Origin of the sequence: Paenibacillus sp. FSL H8-0034 (genome assembly GCF_038000305.1) — a bacterium.
GTDB lineage: Bacteria > Bacillota > Bacilli > Paenibacillales > NBRC-103111 > Paenibacillus_S.
On record NZ_JBBOBS010000001.1, the window covers coordinates 5,335,734 to 5,355,447 of the forward strand.

Below are 19,714 nucleotides of genomic sequence, written 5' to 3' on the forward strand. Positions count from 1 at the left end.
CTTGTCGAACGAAGCACTCTCATCAATACCCGTTTTGTACGAAGATAATCATGTCATTGTCGTGATCAAGCCTGTAAACGTACCGACTCAAGAGGATGATTCCCACGACCCCGATTTATTGACGCTTATTAAACAGGACTTGAAACATCGTCATCAGAAGCCAGGTAATGTGTACCTTGGCTTGGTGCATCGGTTGGATCGTCCCGTTGGCGGCGTTATGGTATTTGCCAAAACCTCCAAAGCCGCCTCAAGGCTGTCGGATGCCGTAAGGACAAGAAACATCCGTAAACGGTATATAGCGGTTATTCACGGTAGACCCAAGCAGGAGCAGGCAACATTACGCCATCATTTGCTCAAGGATACCAAAACCAATATGGTTTCTGTCGTATCCCCCAATGCTGCGGGAGCAAAAGAAGCGATTCTCGATTATCAGGTGCTCGGACATCGAGAGGGCTGTTCGCTTGTTAGTGTTGAGCTGCACACGGGCAGGCCCCATCAAATTCGTGTCCAATTTGCAGCTATTGGCTGCCCGCTTGTCGGTGATCAGCGCTATGGGGCTCATCTGACAAAACCAGGTCAGCAAATCGCGCTCTGGTCAACGGAGCTTGGCTTTGAGCACCCAACGACCAAAGAAGCCTTAAGCTTTAGCTCAACGCCTCCGCAATCGGCTTATCCATGGTCTTTGTGGGAACTATAGTGTTGATAAATACGTATTGCCGGAAACCCACCAGCCACTCTCTATGAGTGAGACAGGTGGGTTTTTCGGTTTAAGCTCCTGATTATGCATAGCCTTAGTGGTACTGAAATAATAGCTGGAGCCACTTTATTAGGATCTGCGTTTATTTTCACTCCTCACATAGGGAGCAGTTCCAATCAAGTACTCCAATGCTTTTTCAAAAGTTGTGATATGTTTGTCCACTTCGGTGATGCCGTATGGGTGATCAAGAACAATGATTTCATCATCCATGTACTCCACTGTGATCATACATGAAGGAAGATCTTCCATCCAAAGCACCGGCTCGTATGTAAAGGAACGAAAGTCAAATCTGTCGAGAAGCTGTTGGATCGATTCAACGGAATTAGTGGAGATCATCCACTCGTGATTGCCCAAGCAGTGTACGAACGCTTCACCCTCCCAGAAAACCGTTCCGTCTGCAAATAATACAACTTTATAAATTGGACAGCTGCCCAAGCAGACGGTCCTTTCCAGCGAAATACTCTTGAACATGCTTCCTCCTTCAAGCTTAGCAGCGAACCCCTTGATGGAAGTCCACGATCGGATGATGCGCTTGGCTTAATCCTGCTGCTTGGCCATTATATGAAGCTTCTCATCCTCAGTAAACCAGAGCTTATAGCTAAGCAGACCCAGCATCATACTAGATAAAGCGGCAGAGGCTGCCAATATAAACACAATCAGAATCTGATAGCGAACGGCTTCAACCGGATCGGCTCCGGCAACAATCATGCCCGTCATCATACCTGGAAGCTGTACCAGCCCGATCGTCTTCATCCCATCGATTGTCGGTATCATGCTGGATTTGACCGAACGCTTCAGGGATACCTGGATCGCTTGCCTGACGGTTGCTCCCAGCGATAACAGAGCCTCAATCTCGCCTTTGGAAGCTTGCACATTCAAGTGCATCTGATTGAGAAACAATCCGGAGACGACCATCGAACTGCCAATAATCATACCGCTCAGAGGTATGATATATTGTGGAGTCGGCTCGATAATCCGCAGCACCAGCAGCAAGCCCATAGTAACCGCCTCTGTTGCGCCAATTGACATTGCAACGCGCCAGAACACACCTGTGAGGCCTTTTCCCCGCTTGGCTGAATTAGCTGCTGCTACTGCAATCATAATCGCGATAATCAGCACCAGCAGCGCCGGATGATTCGTATTAAATACGAACTGCAGCAAATACCCAACCAGCAGGAGCTGCACGGCAGAGCGAATTGTCCCGATCCAAATTTCCTTTTCCAAACCAAGCTTCTGACGCATGGAAATGAATATCGTAATAAATATGAATGCCAGTGTAAAGCCCAACGCGGTTGTACTCATCGCTGCTCCCCAATTCCCACAGGTTCTTGCGATACTTGCACAAACCTACGTGCGAGATCCGTTTCCGGACGTTCAAAAAAAGCACTTGTCGGGCTATTCTCATACAGCTTGTTCTCAGCCATAAACCATACCTGGCTGCTCGTGTGACGAGCCTGCTCCAGATCATGAGTAACCCATATGAATGTTGTCCCTTCACGACGATGCCAATCCAACAGGAGCTCTTCTACCGCCTGCTTGCTTCTTACATCAAGTGAAGCTGTTATCTCATCTAACAAAAATATTTCCGGACGCAGCAGCATCGAGCGAACTAGAGCCACGCGCTGCTTCTCTCCGCCAGATAAATCCTCTGCACGCTTGCTCCAATCCAAACTTTCCAGCTGAACGGCTTCCAGCAGCTGCATGGTCAATTCACGATCAAAGGGCTGCTTTTGCAGCCTGCTCACCGTTCGTAAATTGTCTTCCACACTTCCTGGCAGCATTACGGCCTGCTGAGCGACATAACTCACCTTGCTGCGCCACATAGGCGGCTGCCATTCATTCGACAGCTTGCCTCGATAAGTAAGAGTGCCTTTATCTGGGGTGTCCAGCATGCCAATGATCCGCAGCAATGTGCTTTTGCCTTGACCGGAAGCTCCCAGCACCGATATGATCGCAGGCTCAATTATCTCGACTGAGAAGTCATCGAATAGGACACGCTGTTCCTTTTGTTGGATCTGTTTTCTTAATTGATGAATTTGGAGGATTGACATTGTGTTCACCTTCCTTATGGGGGAGGACCCTCCCAAACCCTCCCTAATAGGGAGGGCTCCAAAGGGCGCTGCCCTCTGGACTCCCTTGCTGTAGAGTGACTTTGGTGTTCTCGGGGCGCTTATCGTCCCTGCGGGACACGCTTGACTTTGGGTGCTGTATTTTCGTATGCGGACTATGGTGTTCTCGGGCCGCTTTGGCCCCTGCGGGACATGGATTGTCAACAGTAAATCAGACAACTTTTTTAAGGGCTTCTTGTCGATACTGAACAGGCGTCATATAGCCTAAGGTTCCATGGATGCGATGCTTGTTGAACCAGTTGACGTAATCGTATAATTCCAATTCCAGATGGCGAAGGCTCTGGAAGTTCATCTGGTTCACAAACTCTGTTTTCATGATCTTGTAAGTGGCTTCAGCCACAGCGTTGTCGTAAGGACAGCCTTTCATACTTAGCGATCGACCGATTTCAAACGTCTCTAAGAGCTCATCCATCTTTTGATTTTTGAACTCGCTGCCACGGTCGGTATGAAACCATTGAATCTGGCGTAGATCACTCTTAACGGTTGCGAAGGCACGGGTAATCAGGACAGCGTCCTTGTTCGGACCTGCACTATGACCAATAATTTCGCGATTAAACAGATCTACTAGCACACAAATGTAATGCCATCGGTTCTGGACTTTCACATACGTCAAATCACTGACGACAAAGCGTTTAGCTTCCGTTTGCTCAAACTCTCTCTTTAGAACATTGGTCGTTGTCGCTTCGTTACAGGACGATTTATGGGGCTTATATTGTGCCACCGTGTAAGTGGAAACGAGCCCTTGCTCTTTCATGATGCGGCCAATGCGGCGTCTGGAGACGATGAACCCGCGCTCGTAAAGCTTCACTTTGATCTTGCGTGTACCGTAGGCTTTTCGGTTCTTGAGAAAGATATCCACAATAGCTTCGGTGACATCATCTTCAGTGGCTCGTTCTTGGGCGTCATAATAAAATGTACTTCTTGCGATTTGCAGGACGTCGCACAGTGCTGATACCGAGTATTTATCACGGTTGTTCTGGATGATAGCTACTTTCGTCCCATGATCAGCGCGGCTTGCTTTAAAATATCCACCTCCATTTTCAGACGCTGGTTTTCTTTTCGCAAAGCCATCAATTCCTCTTCTTCTGCCGAGCGATTGTCCTTCTCTTTGAAGGAGCCTGTTGTCTGGGATTGGTGGATCCAGCGGTCTAAAGCAGATGCTGTGAGGTCATATTCCTCCACAATCGCTGCTCTGGTTTTTCCATTTTCATAGAGCTGCACCATTTGCTTTTTGAATTCCGTTGTAAACGTGCGTCGTTGTTGTTTAGGCATTGTAGAGATCCGCTCCTTAGTATGATAGGTCTATTCTACAAGCCCTTATTTTTTCTGTCCAGCTTAGTGTAGCCGATCCAACAAGCTTGACTTAGGTGCTGGTGCAGGCTTAAGTGCGGGTGCTGATCGGGTGCACGCTTTACGGTTCTCGGGCCGCTTTGGCCCCTGCGGGACAAGCTTGACTTTGGGTGCAGGTGCAGGCTTAAGTGCGGGTGCTGATTACAGTTGATTGGAATAAAAGGCTGCGTCTACGGTATGCTTAAGCAGCATAGCAATTGTGACAGGACCTACACCAGCAGGAACGGGGGTGATCGCACTGGCCTGCAAGAAGCAGGCGTCATAATCGACATCACCGATATTACCGGGGTTGTAACCGGCATCCATGATGACGGCGCCGGGCTTGATCCAATCACCTTGTACGAATTTCGGTTTGCCGACTGCAGCTACGACGATGTCGGCTAAACGAACGATTTGGGCCAAATCACGCGTTTTGGAATGGCAGATCGTTACTGTTGCATTGCGATTTAACAGCATTTGGGATACGGGCTTGCCTAGAATCGGACTGCGGCCGATAACGACAGCGTGTTTGCCTTCAATGGATAGATCGTATTCATCCAGAATAGCAAGAATTGCAGCAGGTGTGCAAGAAGGAAATCTGCCGTAGTCAAAGGCTGTTTGAGCGAATCCGATAGCAGTCACCCCGTCGACATCCTTATCAATGCTGATCGCTTCGAAGGCTGCCCGTTCATCAATGTGTGAGGGTACGGGGTGCTGCAGTAAAATACCATGTACATCAGGATCGTTGTTTAGTGAGATAATGGTCTCTATCAAGCTTTCCGTTGTTATCGATTCGTCGAGATAAATACGCCGTGAATCCATCCCCAGCCTTTTACACGCATTGCCCTTCATACGTACATAGGTTTCCGAGGCAGGGTCACTGCCCACAAGAATCGTTGCCAGACAAGGTACAATCGACTTCGCAGCCAAATATTCAATTCTCCCCTTGAGCTGCTCCTTGATTGTCCTAGATACCTGATTGCCATCCAAAATAAGCGTCTTATGCATGTTCCTTCATCCTTTCGCTGATCCATCGTATAAACGCAAAAAGGCAAGGAGAATGAACTCCTTACCTTTGCCCAGGCGTACGGCGAAAATGCTTCTATGTGCTCCCCCATGGTTGCCCATGCTCCGCCAGTCACACATAGCTTGGTGAAGACGAATATACCGCTATTGATGAGAAAAATCAACTATTATTTGCATCTGTCTCCAGCGCACGCAGTCGCAATGCATCCTGCTCAATCTGTTCTTTCGTCAGCGGTGTTACGAAGGATAAGGTTTTGGTAGCAGCCAGATTGATTTGCTCAATGGCTTCATCTGTTTTTCCAAGCTGCTTTAAGGTTTGAGCATAGTAGTAATAAGGCTCGGCAAATTTAGGCGACTTCAGCATCAATTTTTGATACGTTTCCTCAGCGAGTGTCCATTGTCCCAATTTATAATAATTCAGGGCAACATTGTCCAGGATCGTAAGGTCGTCCCCATTATAAGCATAAGCTTCAAGATTGAACGTCAAAGCTTCCTCTGGGTCACCATGAAGAATTTTAAAATAACCAAGATTGCCATATACAAGCGTATTCTTGTACTCCTTTAATACATCTGTGAGCAAAGCCACCGCTTCGTCCTGCTTACCCTGAAGCCAATACGCCGTAGCCAGATTGCACTGGGCCTGTACAAGTGTATCCCGGCTCTTGGTAGCTTTCAGAAGAGGACCAAAAACCTGCTCAGCTTGCTTGGCATCCCCCGTGCGCATCAGCAGATACCCATAGCCAATTCGATGCTTATCCGGACACGGCTTACTGTTATAAGCCTTTTTGTACCATTCAAGGGCTTGCGGGGTTTCCCCTTTGGCAAACTCCCTGCTGCCGCGCAGCGCATAAAGACTTGCACGGGATGTATATGCGGCAAATATAATAATAGCAGCAATAAGGCCAAATCCAGCCCAAATATTTACATTAAAAACAATGATCACAATAATAATCATACCGACGATAACAAGAAGCGGTTTGATGAGAGCTTTCATGAGGTTCCTCCACAGCCATTAAAGTCCAATATTTATGCAGCCCGTTACTCTCAGACAATCCACTTTGAACATGATTTCAAGCTAAGCGTTTGCCACCTTGCCAAGCAGGTACACAAGCAGCTGCTGATTGTGCGAGGAGATTCGGCTCAAATACTGCTGCAGAAAGCGCTCTCGTATTTCCGTACCCCGCAAACATTCCGCTTTGCCTTTATCCGTTACCTCTACCCAAACGATACGACGGTCCTTCTCGTCACGGGAACGGGAGAGCAGCTCGGCTTTTTCCATTCTATCCAATAAAGTAGTTATCGCAGCAGGTGTTGTTGCCAGAAATTCAATGAAATCCGAGGGCTTCATTCGATCACGGCCTATGAGCAGCTCGAGTACGGTCAATTGACCTTCCGTTAACGTTGGTGACAATTGAAGATCCATATGTGTGCGCAAATCCTTAGATAGTTTCCACCATAGCTTTGCAAACTCCTGAGTTACCACTTTGCCTCATCACTCCTGTAGATCCATACTTTTCTTAAGTATATCATCCACTCGATTTCTTTTAAAGATTAATGCCATAAATACTTTGAGACATTAATCGATAAAAAAAAGGAACTTTAGACGCCTTTCAACATATAGTGCAGCATAGGCATTCGACTATCGGCAGAGCTTGTCAAATCATAAGAAGGAGTGATCAGGTTATGGAAACTTGGAAGCAGCATATTGGACAGCTCGCAATTCAAAGAGGCATATTGAACGACCCACAGTGGCTCGAACGTCTGGACGATTCGATGCCCGTGTGGGCCGTATTGGAGCTGCTGCTGCAATTCGCAGAAAAGCTGGAACCGGAAACGAATAGCTATGACTAGTCCGTTTTCAGCATATCTATGATTAGATCTGTTTTGGTAACACCAATGACTTGACGACCTGTAGATTTCCGCTGTTCAATCGGTGTTTTCTCCGAGGAAAAGGAGAGTCGACTGCCGCTCTGCAGAATCGCTGTCAGCAATAATTCATCTTTAACGACGAACGCTTTAACAAGACTTGCACCATTTGGCTTCACTCTGGCGCCTTCTCTGAATTCGAAGGTAAATATTCCTTTGCCTCCGCGTCCTTGAATAGGATAATCGAGAATGAGCGAGCGCTTGGCAAATCCAAGGTCCGTAACAACGAGCAGCTCGCCTTCTTCACCCTTGATCCATTCCGCACTCACAACCTCATCGTCATCCTTCATCTGGATTCCACGTACTCCACCAGCTGCACGACCCATCGCGTTCACTTCGTCTTCTTTGAAGCGTATAACCATTCCCTGCTTCGTGATGAGCATGATATCCTCATCGTTCCTGCTCAGCCTCACACTAATAATCGCATCCTGATCGGCAACTTTACAAGCGACAATGCCTATGGAACGGCTTGTTGCGTATTCTTTCAGCTCCGTACGTTTAACTTGACCCCGCCGCGTAACGAATACGAATGACTTGCTCGGCTCGTTAAAATCCTTCACCGGAATGACGCTGATAATACGATCATCCTTCGGAACAGGAATAATATTAACAATCGCGGTTCCATTTTCTTTCCATTTATATTCGGGAACCTGATGCACGGGCAGCAAATAATACTGCCCCTTTTGTGTAAAGATCAGCAGATTCTGCAGCGTATTGACCTCAAGCAGGTAACGAAGGTAATCGCCCTCTTTAAGGCCTGTTTTTTCGATCTCTCCACCTGATCGGGTGAAGGACAGCTTGCTTGTCCGTTTGATATATCCCTCATTGGATAAGCTTACATAAACATCCTCAGCCGTGACCATGACTTCCAGATTCACCTTGAGTTCTTCTACTTCGTCCTGAATATCCGATCGACGATCGATACCGTATTTCGTACGGATTTCGGTCATTTCTGTCTTGATAACAGCGAGCAGCTTCTTTTCACTGCTTAGAATTGATCGAAGATTTGCAATCGATTTCTGTAATTCTTTTAATTCCTTTTCAATCGAATGGATCTCCAGATTCGTCAGCCGATACAGCTGTAATATCAATATGGCATCCGCCTGACGCTCGGTAAATCCGAACTGCGACACCAGATTATTTTGAGCATCCTGACGGTTCTTGGAAGCTTTAATCGTTGCGATAACCTCATCCAAAATATTAAGCGCCTTGGCAAGCCCTTCCAGCACATGAGCGCGATCCTCAGCCTTTTCCAAATCAAAACGGGTGCGGAACGTCACAACTTCCTTCTGATGCTCAATGTAAGCCTTCATAATTTCGATGACACTTAGCTGCTTTGGTGTTTTGTTGACAATCGCAACCATATTAAAATTATAAACGACCTGAAGATCGGTTTTTTTCAGTAAATAAGCAAGAATCCCTTGGGCATCCGCTTCTTTTTTCAATTCAACAACGATACGCATGCCATTACGTCCACTTTCGTCACGCACAATCGAGATGCCCTCGATTTTCTTCTCCAGCCTGATGTTCTCCATCGCTGTGACAAGTCGAGACTTCACGACCTGATACGGAATTTCCGTGATCACAATTTGCTGGAGTCCGCCGCGCAGCTGCTCAATTTCCGTACGCGAGCGCACGTAAATACGGCCTTTACCGGTGCGAAAAGCATCCCGTATACCGTCCGAGCCCATGATAATGCCACCGGTAGGAAAATCTGGGCCTTTCATAATCTTCATCAGCGCTTCCAGCTCAAGATCAGGATCATCGATCAAGGCTACACAGGCATCAATAACCTCACGAAGGTTGTGCGGCGGAATTTCCGTTGCAAATCCGGATGAAATCCCGCTGACACCATTCACCAACAGGTTCGGATAACGGGACGGCAAAACGACCGGTTCTTTGGTTGAATTATCAAAATTATCTTTAAACAGCACTGTGCGTTTTTCGATATCCCGCAGCAGCTCCATCGCGATTTCCGATAGTCGGGCTTCCGTATAACGCATAGCGGCGGGTGGATCATCATCCACAGAGCCCCAGTTGCCATGACCGTCTATAAGCATATGTCCCATTTTCCAGGGCTGTGCCATCCGCACCATACCGTCATAGATCGATGCATCACCGTGCGGGTGATAGTTACCCATCACATCGCCGACGGTTTTGGCTGATTTGCGGTACATTTTGTCCGGTGAATTGCCTGCGTCGTACATGGCGTACAGAATACGCCGCTGCACAGGCTTCAAGCCATCCCGAACATCGGGAATCGCGCGGTCTTGAATAATATATTTGGAATAGCGACCAAACCGGTCGCCCACCACTTCCTCTAAAAATGCGGGTAAAAAATTTTCAGGTATCGTCACTATTTATCTACTCCTCGAACTCGGTAAAGTCGACATTCTCGATAATCCAACGCTTACGTGGGTCCACTTTATCCCCCATCAACGTAGATACACGCCTTTCAGCTTTGGCCGCATCCTCTATCTGCACCTGCAACAAAATTCTCGTTGCCGGATCCATTGTGGTTTCCCACAGCTGATTCGGATTCATCTCACCTAAGCCTTTATAACGCTGCAGTTCCGTTCCTTTGCCCAGCGATTTGTTAAGCTTGTTCAACTGATCGTCTGTCCATGCATAATGTACCGCACTGTTTTTGCCAGATTTCTTGGTCACCTTATATAAGGGCGGTTGAGCGATGTATACCTTGCCTGCGTCAATTAAGGGCTTCATGTACCGATAAAAGAATGTCAGCAAGAGCACCTGGATATGCGCTCCATCCGTATCCGCATCCGTCATAATAATGATTTTGCCGTAGTTGCTTTCGCTGGAATCGAATTCGGGACCAACACCGGCACCAATAGCAGCAATAACCGCTTTATACTCATCGTTTTTCATAATGTCGGGCAGCTTGGCTTTCTCGGGGTTCATCGGCTTACCTTTCAGCGGCAAAATGGCCTGATGCTTGGAATCACGGCCCTGCTTGGCCGAGCCTCCGGCGGAATCCCCTTCCACGATAAACAACTCGTTACGAGCGTAATCCTTCGACTGTGCAGGAGTCAGCTTGCCGCCGAGATTCGAGCTCTCGCTCTTCCCCTTCTTGCCGCTGCGTATTTCCTCACGCGCCTTGCGTGCTGCTTCGCGTGCTTTGGCTGATTGTACAGCCTTCTTCATGATCATCTGTGCCGATTGCGGATTTTCCTCCAGAAACACAGCCATTTTGTCAGAAACGATGGAATCCACAACACCACGCGCAGAGGCACTGCCCAGTTGATCCTTGGTCTGACCGACGAATTCAACCTCGCCCATCTTGATGTTAATGACAACCATCATACCTTCCCGCAAATCCTGACCGTCCAGATTCTTATCCTTTTCCTTCAAAATCCCAGTTTTACGCGCATAATCGTTCATGACACGGGTATAGGCTGTTTTAAAGCCTGTTTCATGAGTACCACCGCCGCGTGTCGGTATGGAGTTAACAAAGGAAACCAAAGTCTCGGTATAGCCATCGTTGTACTGGAGGGCAATCTCCGCCTCGATATCTTCTTTTTCTCCTGTAAAATGGATCACATCGTGCAGTACCGCCTTTTCCTCGTTCAAAAAAGCGACGAACTGACTGGCACCACCCTCATACTGAAACGTTTCCTGCTTATCGCTGCGCTCATCTTTAATCGTCACTTGAAGACCCGAGTTCAGAAAAGCAATCTCCTGCAGCCGCTCGTACAGCGTATCATACGTAACCGCAATCCCGCTCTGGAACACTCTTTTATCCGGCTTAAAGGTAACCTTCGTACCGGTTTGTCTCGTATTGCCCAGCACTTCCAGGCCGCCAACAGGCTCACCTACATGCTCAATACCCTTATCATCGACCCAATATTCGAAACGCTGCTTATGGGTTTTGCCGTCACGATAAATCGTGACCTCCAGCCATTCGGACAGCGCATTGGTTACCGAAGCACCTACGCCGTGCAGTCCGCCTGACTTCTTATATCCCGAACCGCCGAATTTTCCGCCGGCATGCAGAATCGTAAACACGACCTGCGGTGTCGGAATGCCTGTTTTGTGCATACCTGTCGGTATGCCACGTCCATTATCCTGAACGGTAATCGACTGATCCTTATGAATAGTCACATCAATCTTTGAACAATATTTGGCCAAATGCTCATCAACGGCATTATCGACAATTTCCCATACCAAATGATGCAGTCCGGAAGAGCTTGTGCTTCCTATATACATACCCGGCCTTTTACGGACCGCTACAAGTCCTTCCAACACCTGTATATCATCAGCGTCATATTCCGCCCGCGTGGTTGTTGTATTGGCTAACAAATCCAGTTGCTCCGCCATCGCAGTCTCCCCTTATCCCTAAAGCCCCAGTTATGTCATAGTTTTGGAAATAATTATGTTTCACTTCTGTGACGTCTGGTTTCTATTGTGCATTATATCATCTTGCGTTATTAGTTCAATACATCTTTTTTCGTGAAGACAGCAAAGGAGGCAATTACCGAAGCAAGTCCCCAAACCGTCAACACGGCTAATGAGAAGGGCAAATCCATACCTTTGATAGGTGGCATGCTGCCGGTCAAATAATCGGTCAGACGCAGATTCACCATAAATAAATATTTGGCCGTTTCCCAGGATGATACCATATTCGTCAGGATCGTGCCCGAAATCAATACGGCCAGCATCAAGCCCATACCCGCAGCAGTACTGCGGACCAGCACTGAAACCATCAAGGACATGACCGCTACAATTAGTGCTGAGTACCAGACCAGACCAAATTCCATGATCAGGTAAAGCCATTGATCGACTGGACGGACAAAGGTCGTGTCAACCTCAGAGCCAATAATCGTAAATCCAAAAAATACAGGCATATCCCATCCGCCATAGCCGAACACTACCCCTGAAATCAGATAACAGAGCAGCCCCGTACTTATGACAACAAGCGACGTAAACAAAATCAGACTGAGCAGCTTGCTCATCAAAATTTTCCAGCGCTGCACCGGCCTTGTCAGCAGCAGCTTGATGGTTCCTGTTGAATGCTCCGACGATACAAGATCCGATGCAATAACCATGATCATCAAGGGAATAAACAAGCCCACCGCATTTTTTATGAATTCTCTTGTAAAGGTTACCCCGTTCGGCTCTGCGGGATTCACATCTTTATCCAAATAGTATTGAGCCAGCTTAACCTCGACGCGGCGGAATTGCTTCCATTCCTCGGGAACACGAGCACTGCCAATGCTACGCGTGTAGTCAACGATTTTTTGCCGCTGCTCTGCCCGCCAGTCATTCGTACCGAACTGCTTCAAATTATTTTCTGCGACCTTCATCTGTGCATAAGTAAACATCGGAATCAGTGCAGCAAGAATGAGTAGAACGACCAGCAATCGGCGCTTTTTAATGATTTTGATACATTCGTTTTTTATGAGTGGATATAAGCTAACCAATACGCTCACCCTCCGTCAGACTTAAGAATAAATCCTCCAGCGTAGGGCTTTTCGTCTCCACACCGTACAGCAATACGCCGGACTCCGCAAGTTTTCGTGTCAATAACGGTATATCTTCAGGCCGAAGCTGAGTCACAATACTCGCTATCTGAAGATTGTGGTCCTTGTGATCTTCAACAGCTTGATGGTATTCAACAATCTGTACATCCGCTTCAGACTGCAATATTGCCAGAGCCATTTCTAAAGGTGTCACACGCCAAATAACACGACTTGCCGATTCGTCGATCAGAGAGTCGACTTCGCCGACCTTGATGACCTTTCCATGACTAATAATCGCGACCCGATCACACATTTGTTGAATTTCACTGAGTAAATGACTTGATACAAACAGGCTTAATCCTGTTTTCGCCAGCTGCTGAATAAATTCTCTCATTTCTTTAATACCCTGAGGGTCCAGGCCGTTCGTAGGCTCGTCCAGTATCAATAGCTTGGGACTATTCAACAGAGCCTGTGCAATGCCGAGTCGCTGCCGCATGCCGAGCGAATACGTGCGAACCTTATCATGAATACGCACATCCATACCGACAATATCCACTACTTCCTGAATACGCTTTTCACCAACATGAGGCAGCATACGAGCGAAGTTCTCAAGGTTTTCCCACCCGCTTAAATACGTATACAGCTCCGGGTTTTCGACGATACACCCTACATACTGAAGTGCCTTATTGTGCTCCTTGTGGACATCGTAGCCGCAAATCGTAATCGTGCCTTCCGACGGCGCGATCAAGTCGACAAGCATACGAATGGTAGTCGTTTTTCCTGAGCCATTGGGCCCAAGAAATCCGAATATTTCACCTGCGAACACCTCGAAGGAGATGCCTTTAATAATTTCTTTTCGTTTGATTGATTTTTTCACATTTTGGACGGATAGCACAACTTCCCGTTGATTTATCATCGTTTCACCTCGCTCTATTGAGACGCTATTTAACAATTTGTACAATACGTTCGGCTATTCGTTCATAACCATCCTGATTCGGATGAAAATGGTCTGTATATAAATACTTGCCTAAATTCAGCTCAAATAAATCAGAGGTCGGGACAACGACGATATTCGGGTAACGATGGGCAATATCAAATGCCGCTGTATTCCACTTTTGTATTGTGAGAATTCCTTCACGTTTGGGGTCCATATCCAGAAAAGGATGATACAAGCCCACATAAGCAATCGTCGCGGTCGGATTCAGCTTGGCAACCCGATCCAGAATTTGCTCCAGCCTCTGTAAGGCTTCCGGCATTCGTTCCTCCGCAGCCTTGGGATTGAAGCCTTCCTCCCCGGTTGTACTCAATACCCCTTGTCCACCCTCGAACAAATCATTACCGCCAACGGTTAGCAGGATCAGATCCGCCTGGGACAGTGAAGTTCCTATATCTTTTTTGGCATCCATATCCTTCAGCACATCATACGTCCGGAAACCGGGAATTGCAAAGTTGTTTAGTATATATACTGGCTTGCCCAACTGCTGCTCCAGCTTTTCCTTCGTTTGCCCGACATAACCACGTCCCGACAAATCGCCAGTTCCAGCAGTCAATGAATCACCAAGCGCCACGATTTGAATTTTGTCCTTGGACGCAAGCGGCGACTCTTTGGGCTTCACAACTTCAACGGGATTCGCAAAATCATTATTCGCAGCAAGCTTCGGATACATAATCTGATTAATGGCATATACGAATCCAAACACACAAATAAGCGTTGACAGCAACGCGGCCAACCCAACCGTACGCCATAAAAAACGAGTAGAAAACAAGCGACCTCTCCCCCTCCACATATTCGACAACCTCATAAGGACTCCATTTTAGAGTAGCGGTTCACGAGACAATTTGCAAATCCATGTCAAATAGACCGGAGCTCTGGTCATCGGCCTGCTTCACTTATGAAATTTCAGACAACGGATGCAACCATACCCTTAACTCGCTTTTAACAAATATTTCATCGGGTTTTCCTGAACCTCGCCTTTGCGGATTTCAAAATGCAAGTGCACGCCCGTCGCATTGCCCGTACTGCCCATAATCCCGATTTTATCCCCTTTTTCTATACGATCATCCAGAGCTACGGAAATCTTGCTTAAATGTCCGTAAAGCGTGCTATAGCCGTTGTGATGGTCAATGATGATGCAATTGCCGTAACCGGTTTTCCAGCCTGCAAAGCTAACCACTCCATGATCTGACGCGGTAATGCCTGATTGCTCAGATACCATATCCATTCCCGGATGAAAGCTTCCCCATCGGCTTCCATAATCGCTCGTCAGTTTTGCCCTGTAGACCGGCCATGCAAATTGCCCTGTGCCCATACCCGCAACAATCATTGTACCTTTTTTCACAACTGCCTGGGTAGCGGATCGAATCCAGATTTGATTCACTTCTGCCTCTTCAATAAATTCGCCGTCTATTCGGGTCGTATTCGTTGCCACCCGCAGCAAGCCAGGAATACCCGCCGACACCACTTCTTGTACACCAGCCTTTAAAGAGTTATCTTCAACATATTCTGTTGTAAATGGCACTTCTACCGAGCTTATCCGCTGCTCAACCGTTTTGAGTGTCAGCATCGGTTGTGCCACGGATAAATCCAGTTGTTCCCCGATACGAATCAAATCATTGCGAATTTGCGGATTGTTGTCATAAATGACTTGTTTATCGATCTTGAATTTGTAAGCCAGACACGAAATACAATCCCCACGTACCACGGTATAAATAAAGGGTTTGACGCCTCCTGTCGCTATTTTATCCAGCAACGTGTCATTATCCTCGATATCCTCCGGTTCAATATCTATCTGTACAAGCTCAATGTGCTGCATAAATTCGGCAGACTGAAGCTGCCCCGGCTGCTCCGTGGCCTGTTCCTTATCTACAGCTGCCGTTAGAATACGAACCTTGGCTTTATCTGCTGCGGTTGCCCCTGTTGCTGTGTTCGTTGAGCCTGAACCGTTCGAGATAGCAGTATTTAGACCGATCATAGGCAGACGGCTCTGTTTATATTGTTCCAGCAGAGCGGCAGCCGCTTCCTCATCTTTTACGATACCAAGCGGACTTCCATCAATGACGATTTGCACGCCCCGTTTGCTCGCAGCCCGTAGCCGCTCCTGCTCGTTGATTTCAAGCTCAAGCTCAGAGTAAATAAAATCATCATAGGATTGCTGATTCACATAATCCAGCTCGTTTCCAGCTGCTGTGCCCTGCACATTGGGAAAAGGACGCATCAAGCATCCTGCAAGCACTACAAACATGCCAATCACCGCACACCCTACTAATAGCCACCTGCATTTACTTACCATTGTTGTGTAATCCACTTGTACCTCCCGTTAATTCGGTGTAATGGTGGAGAGTAAACAACCTGTTCTAGTCTATTCAGCTAGCAATCTAGTTAGCACAACAAAAAGACGCCCATTGCTGAGCGCCCTCTTTACTGCGTGAAATCTGATATTAATGCTCTGCCCAGCTGTCCAGGTACAGCTTTTGCTCGTCAGTCAGCGTGTCGATCGTTACATTCATCGAAGCCAGCTTATAGCGTGCAACCTGCTCATCCAGCTCATAAGGAACATTAACAACCTTTTTACCGATGGAATTGTAGTTGTCGTTCACATATTTCAAAGACATCGCCTGAAGTGCAAACGTCATGTCCATAATTTCTGCCGGATGTCCGTCGCCTGCTGCCAGATTGACCAAACGTCCTTCAGCGATCAAATAAAATTTGCGTCCGTCTTTGAGCTTGTATTCTTCGATGTTACGACGAACTGTACGTTTGGACTCGGAAAGCTCGTCAAGCTCTGGCTTGTTAATTTCAATGTCAAAATGGCCAGCATTGGACAAGATAGCACCGTCCTTCATAACCTTGTAATGCTCGCCACGGATAACATCGCGATTACCGGTAACTGTAACGAAGAAATCGCCAACTTTGGCTGCTTCCTCCATCGACATAACGGCAAATCCGTCCATGTAAGCTTCAACCGCACGAATGCCATCAATTTCAGTTACAACCACGTTAGCGCCCAATCCTTTGGCACGCATAGCAACACCTTTACCGCACCAGCCGTAACCTACAACAACAACCGTTTTACCGGCAACAACCAGATTCGTTGTACGATTAATGCCATCCCATACGGATTGACCTGTACCATAACGGTTATCAAACAAATATTTGCAATAAGCATCGTTAACCGCAATCATTGGGAACTGCAGCTTATCTTCCTTTTCCATGGCTTTCAAACGCAAAATACCCGTCGTTGTTTCTTCAGCTCCGCCGCGCACGTTTTTCAGCAGATCCTTACGCTCGGAATGCAGCATGGAAACCAGGTCTCCACCATCATCGATGATCAGGTCGGGCTCTGTTTCCAATGTCTTGATCAATAGCTCTTTGTATTCCTTAGGATCCGGATTGTACTTGGCAAATACGGTGATACCGTCCTCTACCAAAGCTGCACATACATCATCTTGTGTTGATAACGGATTGCTGCCGCAAATCGCTACTTCGGCACCGCCTGCTTTTACTACCTTGGCCAAATAAGCCGTTTTCGCTTCCAAATGCAGGGAAATCGCTACTTTTAATCCTTTGAACGGCTGTTCCTTCTCGAATTGCTCTCTAATACGGTTCAAAACCGGCATGTGGGCGTTAACCCATTCGATTTTCAAATGTCCTTCCGGTGCTAAAGCCAGATCCTTAATAATACTGCGTTCCTTCGTATTCAATGTTATTCCTCCTTCAAAGTATGGGTAAAAGTATGTCACATATAAAGAATCTTGTGTTTGCCATCGGGCTTCAAATCGCTGTCTAAAAGCTCGTACAGCCATGAATCACCGTATTTATTAAGATATGAAAAAATGTTATACACCCGTTCCTGTGGTTTTCCCATCGGGACGACTGACAAACCGATTCGCTGGAAGTGACGCAGCGAAGCATCGAACTGCGCACGTGCTCCATCACTGGCCTTTTGCTCCAGAAAATGGATTTGTTCAATAATTTTACCCATATTGGTTTCTCCAAGCTTGCCGATACCTGGATTAATCCCCGCAATCAGCTCAACCAAAGGCTGGTAGCCTTCAACAAAACGGTCCCGCACCTCGGCAAAACGCTCCTCTAGCTTGAGTGTATCCTGAGAACGCAGCCACTCCTCCTGCCTATCCTGCAGATGGTATAACACATCGTCCAGAGTAAGACCGAATTTGTGCATATTTTTCTGGACGGTTCCTTCCAGAATGGTGAACTCCAGCCTTGGAACAACAATCGGCATCTTGAGCCCGACCTGATGAAAGGCCTCACGCGTGATCGCCCAGTACGCAATTTCACCAGGCCCCAATACCGTACCCAGCACAGGGAACAAATAATCCTGCATGAGCGGTCTTGTCATGACATTGTTGCTGATTCGTTCCGGTGACGATTCTGCCCAATCCAACAGCTGCTCACGCGAATAAATGCGCTCCTTCTTACGATCGGTATAAGGACCATCAGGTCCCGCCGCATACATCAAGATTCGCTCATCATCATCCACGACGAACAGATTGGCACTGCGCTCATTCAAATCTACCTGTGACGAATAACCGAGAGCCTCCAGCTTGTCTCGACCCGTCAGTACGGCCGTATTCACAGCTTCATGCTCACGAATCAGCTTGGCAAACATCGGAGATTCCAGACGTCTGAGCTGGGGATCATCGGAATTAACCAACACCAAGCCTTGCGCACCAAACAGTTTGGCAATAATACGCCCGAAAAAATCAACCAAGGTGTGGGATTCAGCCGCTGCGGTGCGAAGCAACTCCATCCACCCTGGCTTGAACTCAGTCGGTATCAGGGATGAATCCAACAGCTCAAGTGCCGTGGTCCACTGCTCCTGCGAGATTTTCAAGCTGCTCACTGTACTACGCTTACCGCTCGGATGCTCAATCTTGATCTTGCTGACCTGCATTTCCGGGGATAAGTAATACATATGGTTCACTTCGTCAAAATCATGATCCTCTCCTGCAATCCAAAAAACAGGAATAACCGGACGACCCAGCTTCTCTGAGGCCAACCTTGCCGAGCGAATCAAGGTGATCGCCTTATAAATAACAAGTGCCTGACCGCTGAATAAGCCGGCTTGCTGTCCACCTACGATACAAAGCGTCTCCTGCTGCTTCAGCTTTCCTATTGCATCCAAAGCTTCGGGAGCATTACCGATTGCTTTATTGTAACTTAGCAAAACCTCAGCGAGTTGTCCCCGGTCGGCTGCCAGAGGATTCCCGCGATCGAGCCAAGCTGCACGTTCAGCCCAAGATGATTCGTTCCAAGGATCATATTCAAATAAGTCACTCACCTTGTTATAATCTTGAACGTAATCCTCAGTTAAAGGCAGGCTGGATTTCCAATGAATCGATTCCACTTTCAACAACGGAAGCCGCCTCACTTTATTTATAATATGTATCTACTTGATTGTACACATGTTCGATGAAATCGTCAAAAGTCTGGCACTATAAATTACGACATTTTTTTAATATTTCGTTTCAAAATGGGTCGGTTTGGGGTACTTTATAGAATGATTCGATGTAAGTCACGATTCAACCATCCATTATCCACGAAGGGAGTTATTCTTATGGTACAGGGAGTTAAAGAAACGCAGCTTCAGGAAAAGATTGTAAAGGCACTCAGTGGAAATCCGGTCTGCTCGTTCGCTACAATTGAGGGCAACAAGCCGAAGGTCCGTTACATGGCGCTTTTTAATGACAATTTAACCATCTATCTGGCTACCAATAAGAAAACACACAAAGTGGAGGAACTGCAAAAAAATCCTCATGTACACATCCTAACCGGCTTTGACGGAAAGCCATCCTCCGTTATTTTGCAGGTAGAAGGAACTGCGAAGATATCTCAGAATGAAAGCCTGAAGGAAAAATTATGGCAGGATGATTTCAAACAATATTTTGAAGGCAAACAGGACCCCAACTATGTCATTATTGAAGTAACACCCTCTCAGATTGAATATATGAATGGTGAGGGCCAGCCAGAGGTTTGGCAAGGCTAAATCATAAAGGCCCGTTGCTCAAGAGAATTATTATTCTTCTGAGCAACGGGCCTTATTATT

General features: G+C 47.1%; 18 protein-coding genes and 1 riboswitch. Of the genes, 3 read left to right on the plus strand and 15 right to left on the minus strand.

All coding sequences use genetic code 11. The features are described 5' to 3' along the window. Position 1 precedes the first annotated feature (1 nt). Positions 2-697 carry an RluA family pseudouridine synthase gene (locus tag NST47_RS24145; protein ID WP_341157413.1) on the plus strand — a complete coding sequence of 232 codons (696 nt, stop codon included), beginning with the start codon at positions 2-4 and terminating at the stop codon, positions 695-697. A 129-nt stretch (positions 698-826) separates the two neighbouring features. Here NST47_RS24145 and NST47_RS24150 read toward each other — a convergent pair whose 3' ends face one another. The 7 genes from NST47_RS24150 to NST47_RS24180 form a co-directional block, all read right to left on the minus strand. Beyond that, positions 827-1,228, minus strand: a complete 402-nt coding sequence (locus NST47_RS24150; protein WP_341157414.1) for a DUF6438 domain-containing protein — start codon at positions 1,226-1,228, stop codon at positions 827-829. 66 nt (positions 1,229-1,294) lie between these two features. Next, on the minus strand, positions 1,295-2,059 hold the full coding sequence (locus NST47_RS24155) for an ABC transporter permease (protein ID WP_341157415.1): 765 nt from the start codon (positions 2,057-2,059) through the stop codon (positions 1,295-1,297). Beyond that, the gene (locus NST47_RS24160; RefSeq protein ID WP_341157416.1) at positions 2,056-2,808 is read right to left on the minus strand and encodes an ABC transporter ATP-binding protein; all 753 of its coding nucleotides are present in this window, start codon (positions 2,806-2,808) and stop codon (positions 2,056-2,058) included. The genes NST47_RS24155 and NST47_RS24160 overlap by 4 nt, the downstream gene beginning before the upstream one ends. A gap of 229 nt (positions 2,809-3,037) precedes the next feature. Then, a protein-coding gene (locus NST47_RS24165; RefSeq protein ID WP_341157417.1) for an IS3 family transposase occupies positions 3,038-4,158 on the minus strand; the annotation gives its coding sequence in 2 pieces (ribosomal slippage) (positions 3,038-3,909 and positions 3,909-4,158; 1,122 coding nt in all). A 219-nt stretch (positions 4,159-4,377) separates the two neighbouring features. Then, the gene (locus NST47_RS24170) at positions 4,378-5,223 is read right to left on the minus strand and encodes a bifunctional 5,10-methylenetetrahydrofolate dehydrogenase/5,10-methenyltetrahydrofolate cyclohydrolase (protein WP_341157418.1); all 846 of its coding nucleotides are present in this window, start codon (positions 5,221-5,223) and stop codon (positions 4,378-4,380) included. 62 nt (positions 5,224-5,285) lie between these two features. Then, positions 5,286-5,367, minus strand: a riboswitch (ZMP/ZTP riboswitch). Between the two features lie 34 nt (positions 5,368-5,401). Further along, positions 5,402-6,235, minus strand: coding sequence for a tetratricopeptide repeat protein (locus NST47_RS24175; protein WP_341157419.1), 834 nt, complete (start codon positions 6,233-6,235; stop codon positions 5,402-5,404). A gap of 81 nt (positions 6,236-6,316) precedes the next feature. After that, complete coding sequence (locus tag NST47_RS24180) at positions 6,317-6,724, minus strand: MarR family winged helix-turn-helix transcriptional regulator (RefSeq protein ID WP_341157420.1); 408 nt, start codon at positions 6,722-6,724, stop codon at positions 6,317-6,319. A 200-nt stretch (positions 6,725-6,924) separates the two neighbouring features. Between NST47_RS24180 and NST47_RS24185 the strand changes: the two genes are divergently transcribed. Beyond that, positions 6,925-7,092 (plus strand): hypothetical protein, encoded by a 168-nt coding sequence (locus tag NST47_RS24185; protein ID WP_179097445.1) that lies wholly within the window; start codon positions 6,925-6,927, stop codon positions 7,090-7,092. Here the strand turns inward: NST47_RS24185 and gyrA are convergent. The 8 genes from gyrA to bshC all read right to left on the minus strand — a co-directional run bounded on the left by gyrA (position 7,089) and on the right by bshC (position 19,015). After that, positions 7,089-9,524 carry a DNA gyrase subunit A gene (gene gyrA, locus NST47_RS24190; protein ID WP_341157421.1) on the minus strand — a complete coding sequence of 812 codons (2,436 nt, stop codon included), beginning with the start codon at positions 9,522-9,524 and terminating at the stop codon, positions 7,089-7,091. The genes NST47_RS24185 and gyrA overlap by 4 nt on opposite strands. A 7-nt stretch (positions 9,525-9,531) precedes the next feature. Beyond that, positions 9,532-11,505 (minus strand): DNA topoisomerase IV subunit B, encoded by a 1,974-nt coding sequence (gene parE / locus NST47_RS24195; RefSeq protein WP_341157422.1) that lies wholly within the window; start codon positions 11,503-11,505, stop codon positions 9,532-9,534. Between the two features lie 110 nt (positions 11,506-11,615). Then, positions 11,616-12,608, minus strand: a complete 993-nt coding sequence (locus NST47_RS24200) for an ABC transporter permease (protein WP_076230170.1) — start codon at positions 12,606-12,608, stop codon at positions 11,616-11,618. Continuing rightward, a complete protein-coding gene (locus NST47_RS24205) occupies positions 12,601-13,563 on the minus strand; it encodes an ABC transporter ATP-binding protein (protein ID WP_341157423.1) in 963 nt (320 codons plus the stop codon). Before NST47_RS24205 ends, NST47_RS24200 begins: the two co-directional genes overlap by 8 nt. Positions 13,564-13,588: 25 nt before the next feature. Continuing rightward, complete coding sequence (locus NST47_RS24210; protein ID WP_341157424.1) at positions 13,589-14,413, minus strand: GDSL-type esterase/lipase family protein; 825 nt, start codon at positions 14,411-14,413, stop codon at positions 13,589-13,591. A gap of 159 nt (positions 14,414-14,572) precedes the next feature. Next, complete coding sequence (locus NST47_RS24215; protein WP_341157425.1) at positions 14,573-15,952, minus strand: LysM peptidoglycan-binding domain-containing M23 family metallopeptidase; 1,380 nt, start codon at positions 15,950-15,952, stop codon at positions 14,573-14,575. 133 nt (positions 15,953-16,085) lie between these two features. Beyond that, positions 16,086-17,348, minus strand: a complete 1,263-nt coding sequence (locus NST47_RS24220; RefSeq protein WP_076230166.1) for an adenosylhomocysteinase — start codon at positions 17,346-17,348, stop codon at positions 16,086-16,088. A 35-nt stretch (positions 17,349-17,383) separates the two neighbouring features. Next, the gene (gene bshC, locus NST47_RS24225) at positions 17,384-19,015 is read right to left on the minus strand and encodes a bacillithiol biosynthesis cysteine-adding enzyme BshC (RefSeq protein WP_341159744.1); all 1,632 of its coding nucleotides are present in this window, start codon (positions 19,013-19,015) and stop codon (positions 17,384-17,386) included. Between the two features lie 210 nt (positions 19,016-19,225). On the opposite strand from bshC, the gene NST47_RS24230 reads away from it, so the two are divergent. Then, the gene (locus NST47_RS24230; protein WP_076230164.1) at positions 19,226-19,654 is read left to right on the plus strand and encodes a pyridoxamine 5'-phosphate oxidase family protein; all 429 of its coding nucleotides are present in this window, start codon (positions 19,226-19,228) and stop codon (positions 19,652-19,654) included. The last annotated feature ends 60 nt before the right edge of the window (positions 19,655-19,714 follow it).

Excerpts from the sequence above, each read along its gene's own strand:
- parE (WP_341157422.1), bottom strand. The coding sequence starts at position 11,505 with ATGGCGGAGCAACTGGATTTGTTAGCCAATACAACAACCACGCGGGCG.
- NST47_RS24155 (WP_341157415.1), bottom strand. The coding sequence starts at position 2,059 with ATGAGTACAACCGCGTTGGGCTTTACACTGGCATTCATATTTATTACG.
- NST47_RS24205 (WP_341157423.1), bottom strand. The coding sequence starts at position 13,563 with ATGATAAATCAACGGGAAGTTGTGCTATCCGTCCAAAATGTGAAAAAA.
- NST47_RS24185 (WP_179097445.1), top strand. The coding sequence starts at position 6,925 with ATGGAAACTTGGAAGCAGCATATTGGACAGCTCGCAATTCAAAGAGGC.
- NST47_RS24150 (WP_341157414.1), bottom strand. The coding sequence starts at position 1,228 with ATGTTCAAGAGTATTTCGCTGGAAAGGACCGTCTGCTTGGGCAGCTGT.
- NST47_RS24170 (WP_341157418.1), bottom strand. The coding sequence starts at position 5,223 with ATGCATAAGACGCTTATTTTGGATGGCAATCAGGTATCTAGGACAATC.
- NST47_RS24230 (WP_076230164.1), top strand. The coding sequence starts at position 19,226 with ATGGTACAGGGAGTTAAAGAAACGCAGCTTCAGGAAAAGATTGTAAAG.
- NST47_RS24160 (WP_341157416.1), bottom strand. The coding sequence starts at position 2,808 with ATGTCAATCCTCCAAATTCATCAATTAAGAAAACAGATCCAACAAAAG.
- NST47_RS24175 (WP_341157419.1), bottom strand. The coding sequence starts at position 6,235 with ATGAAAGCTCTCATCAAACCGCTTCTTGTTATCGTCGGTATGATTATT.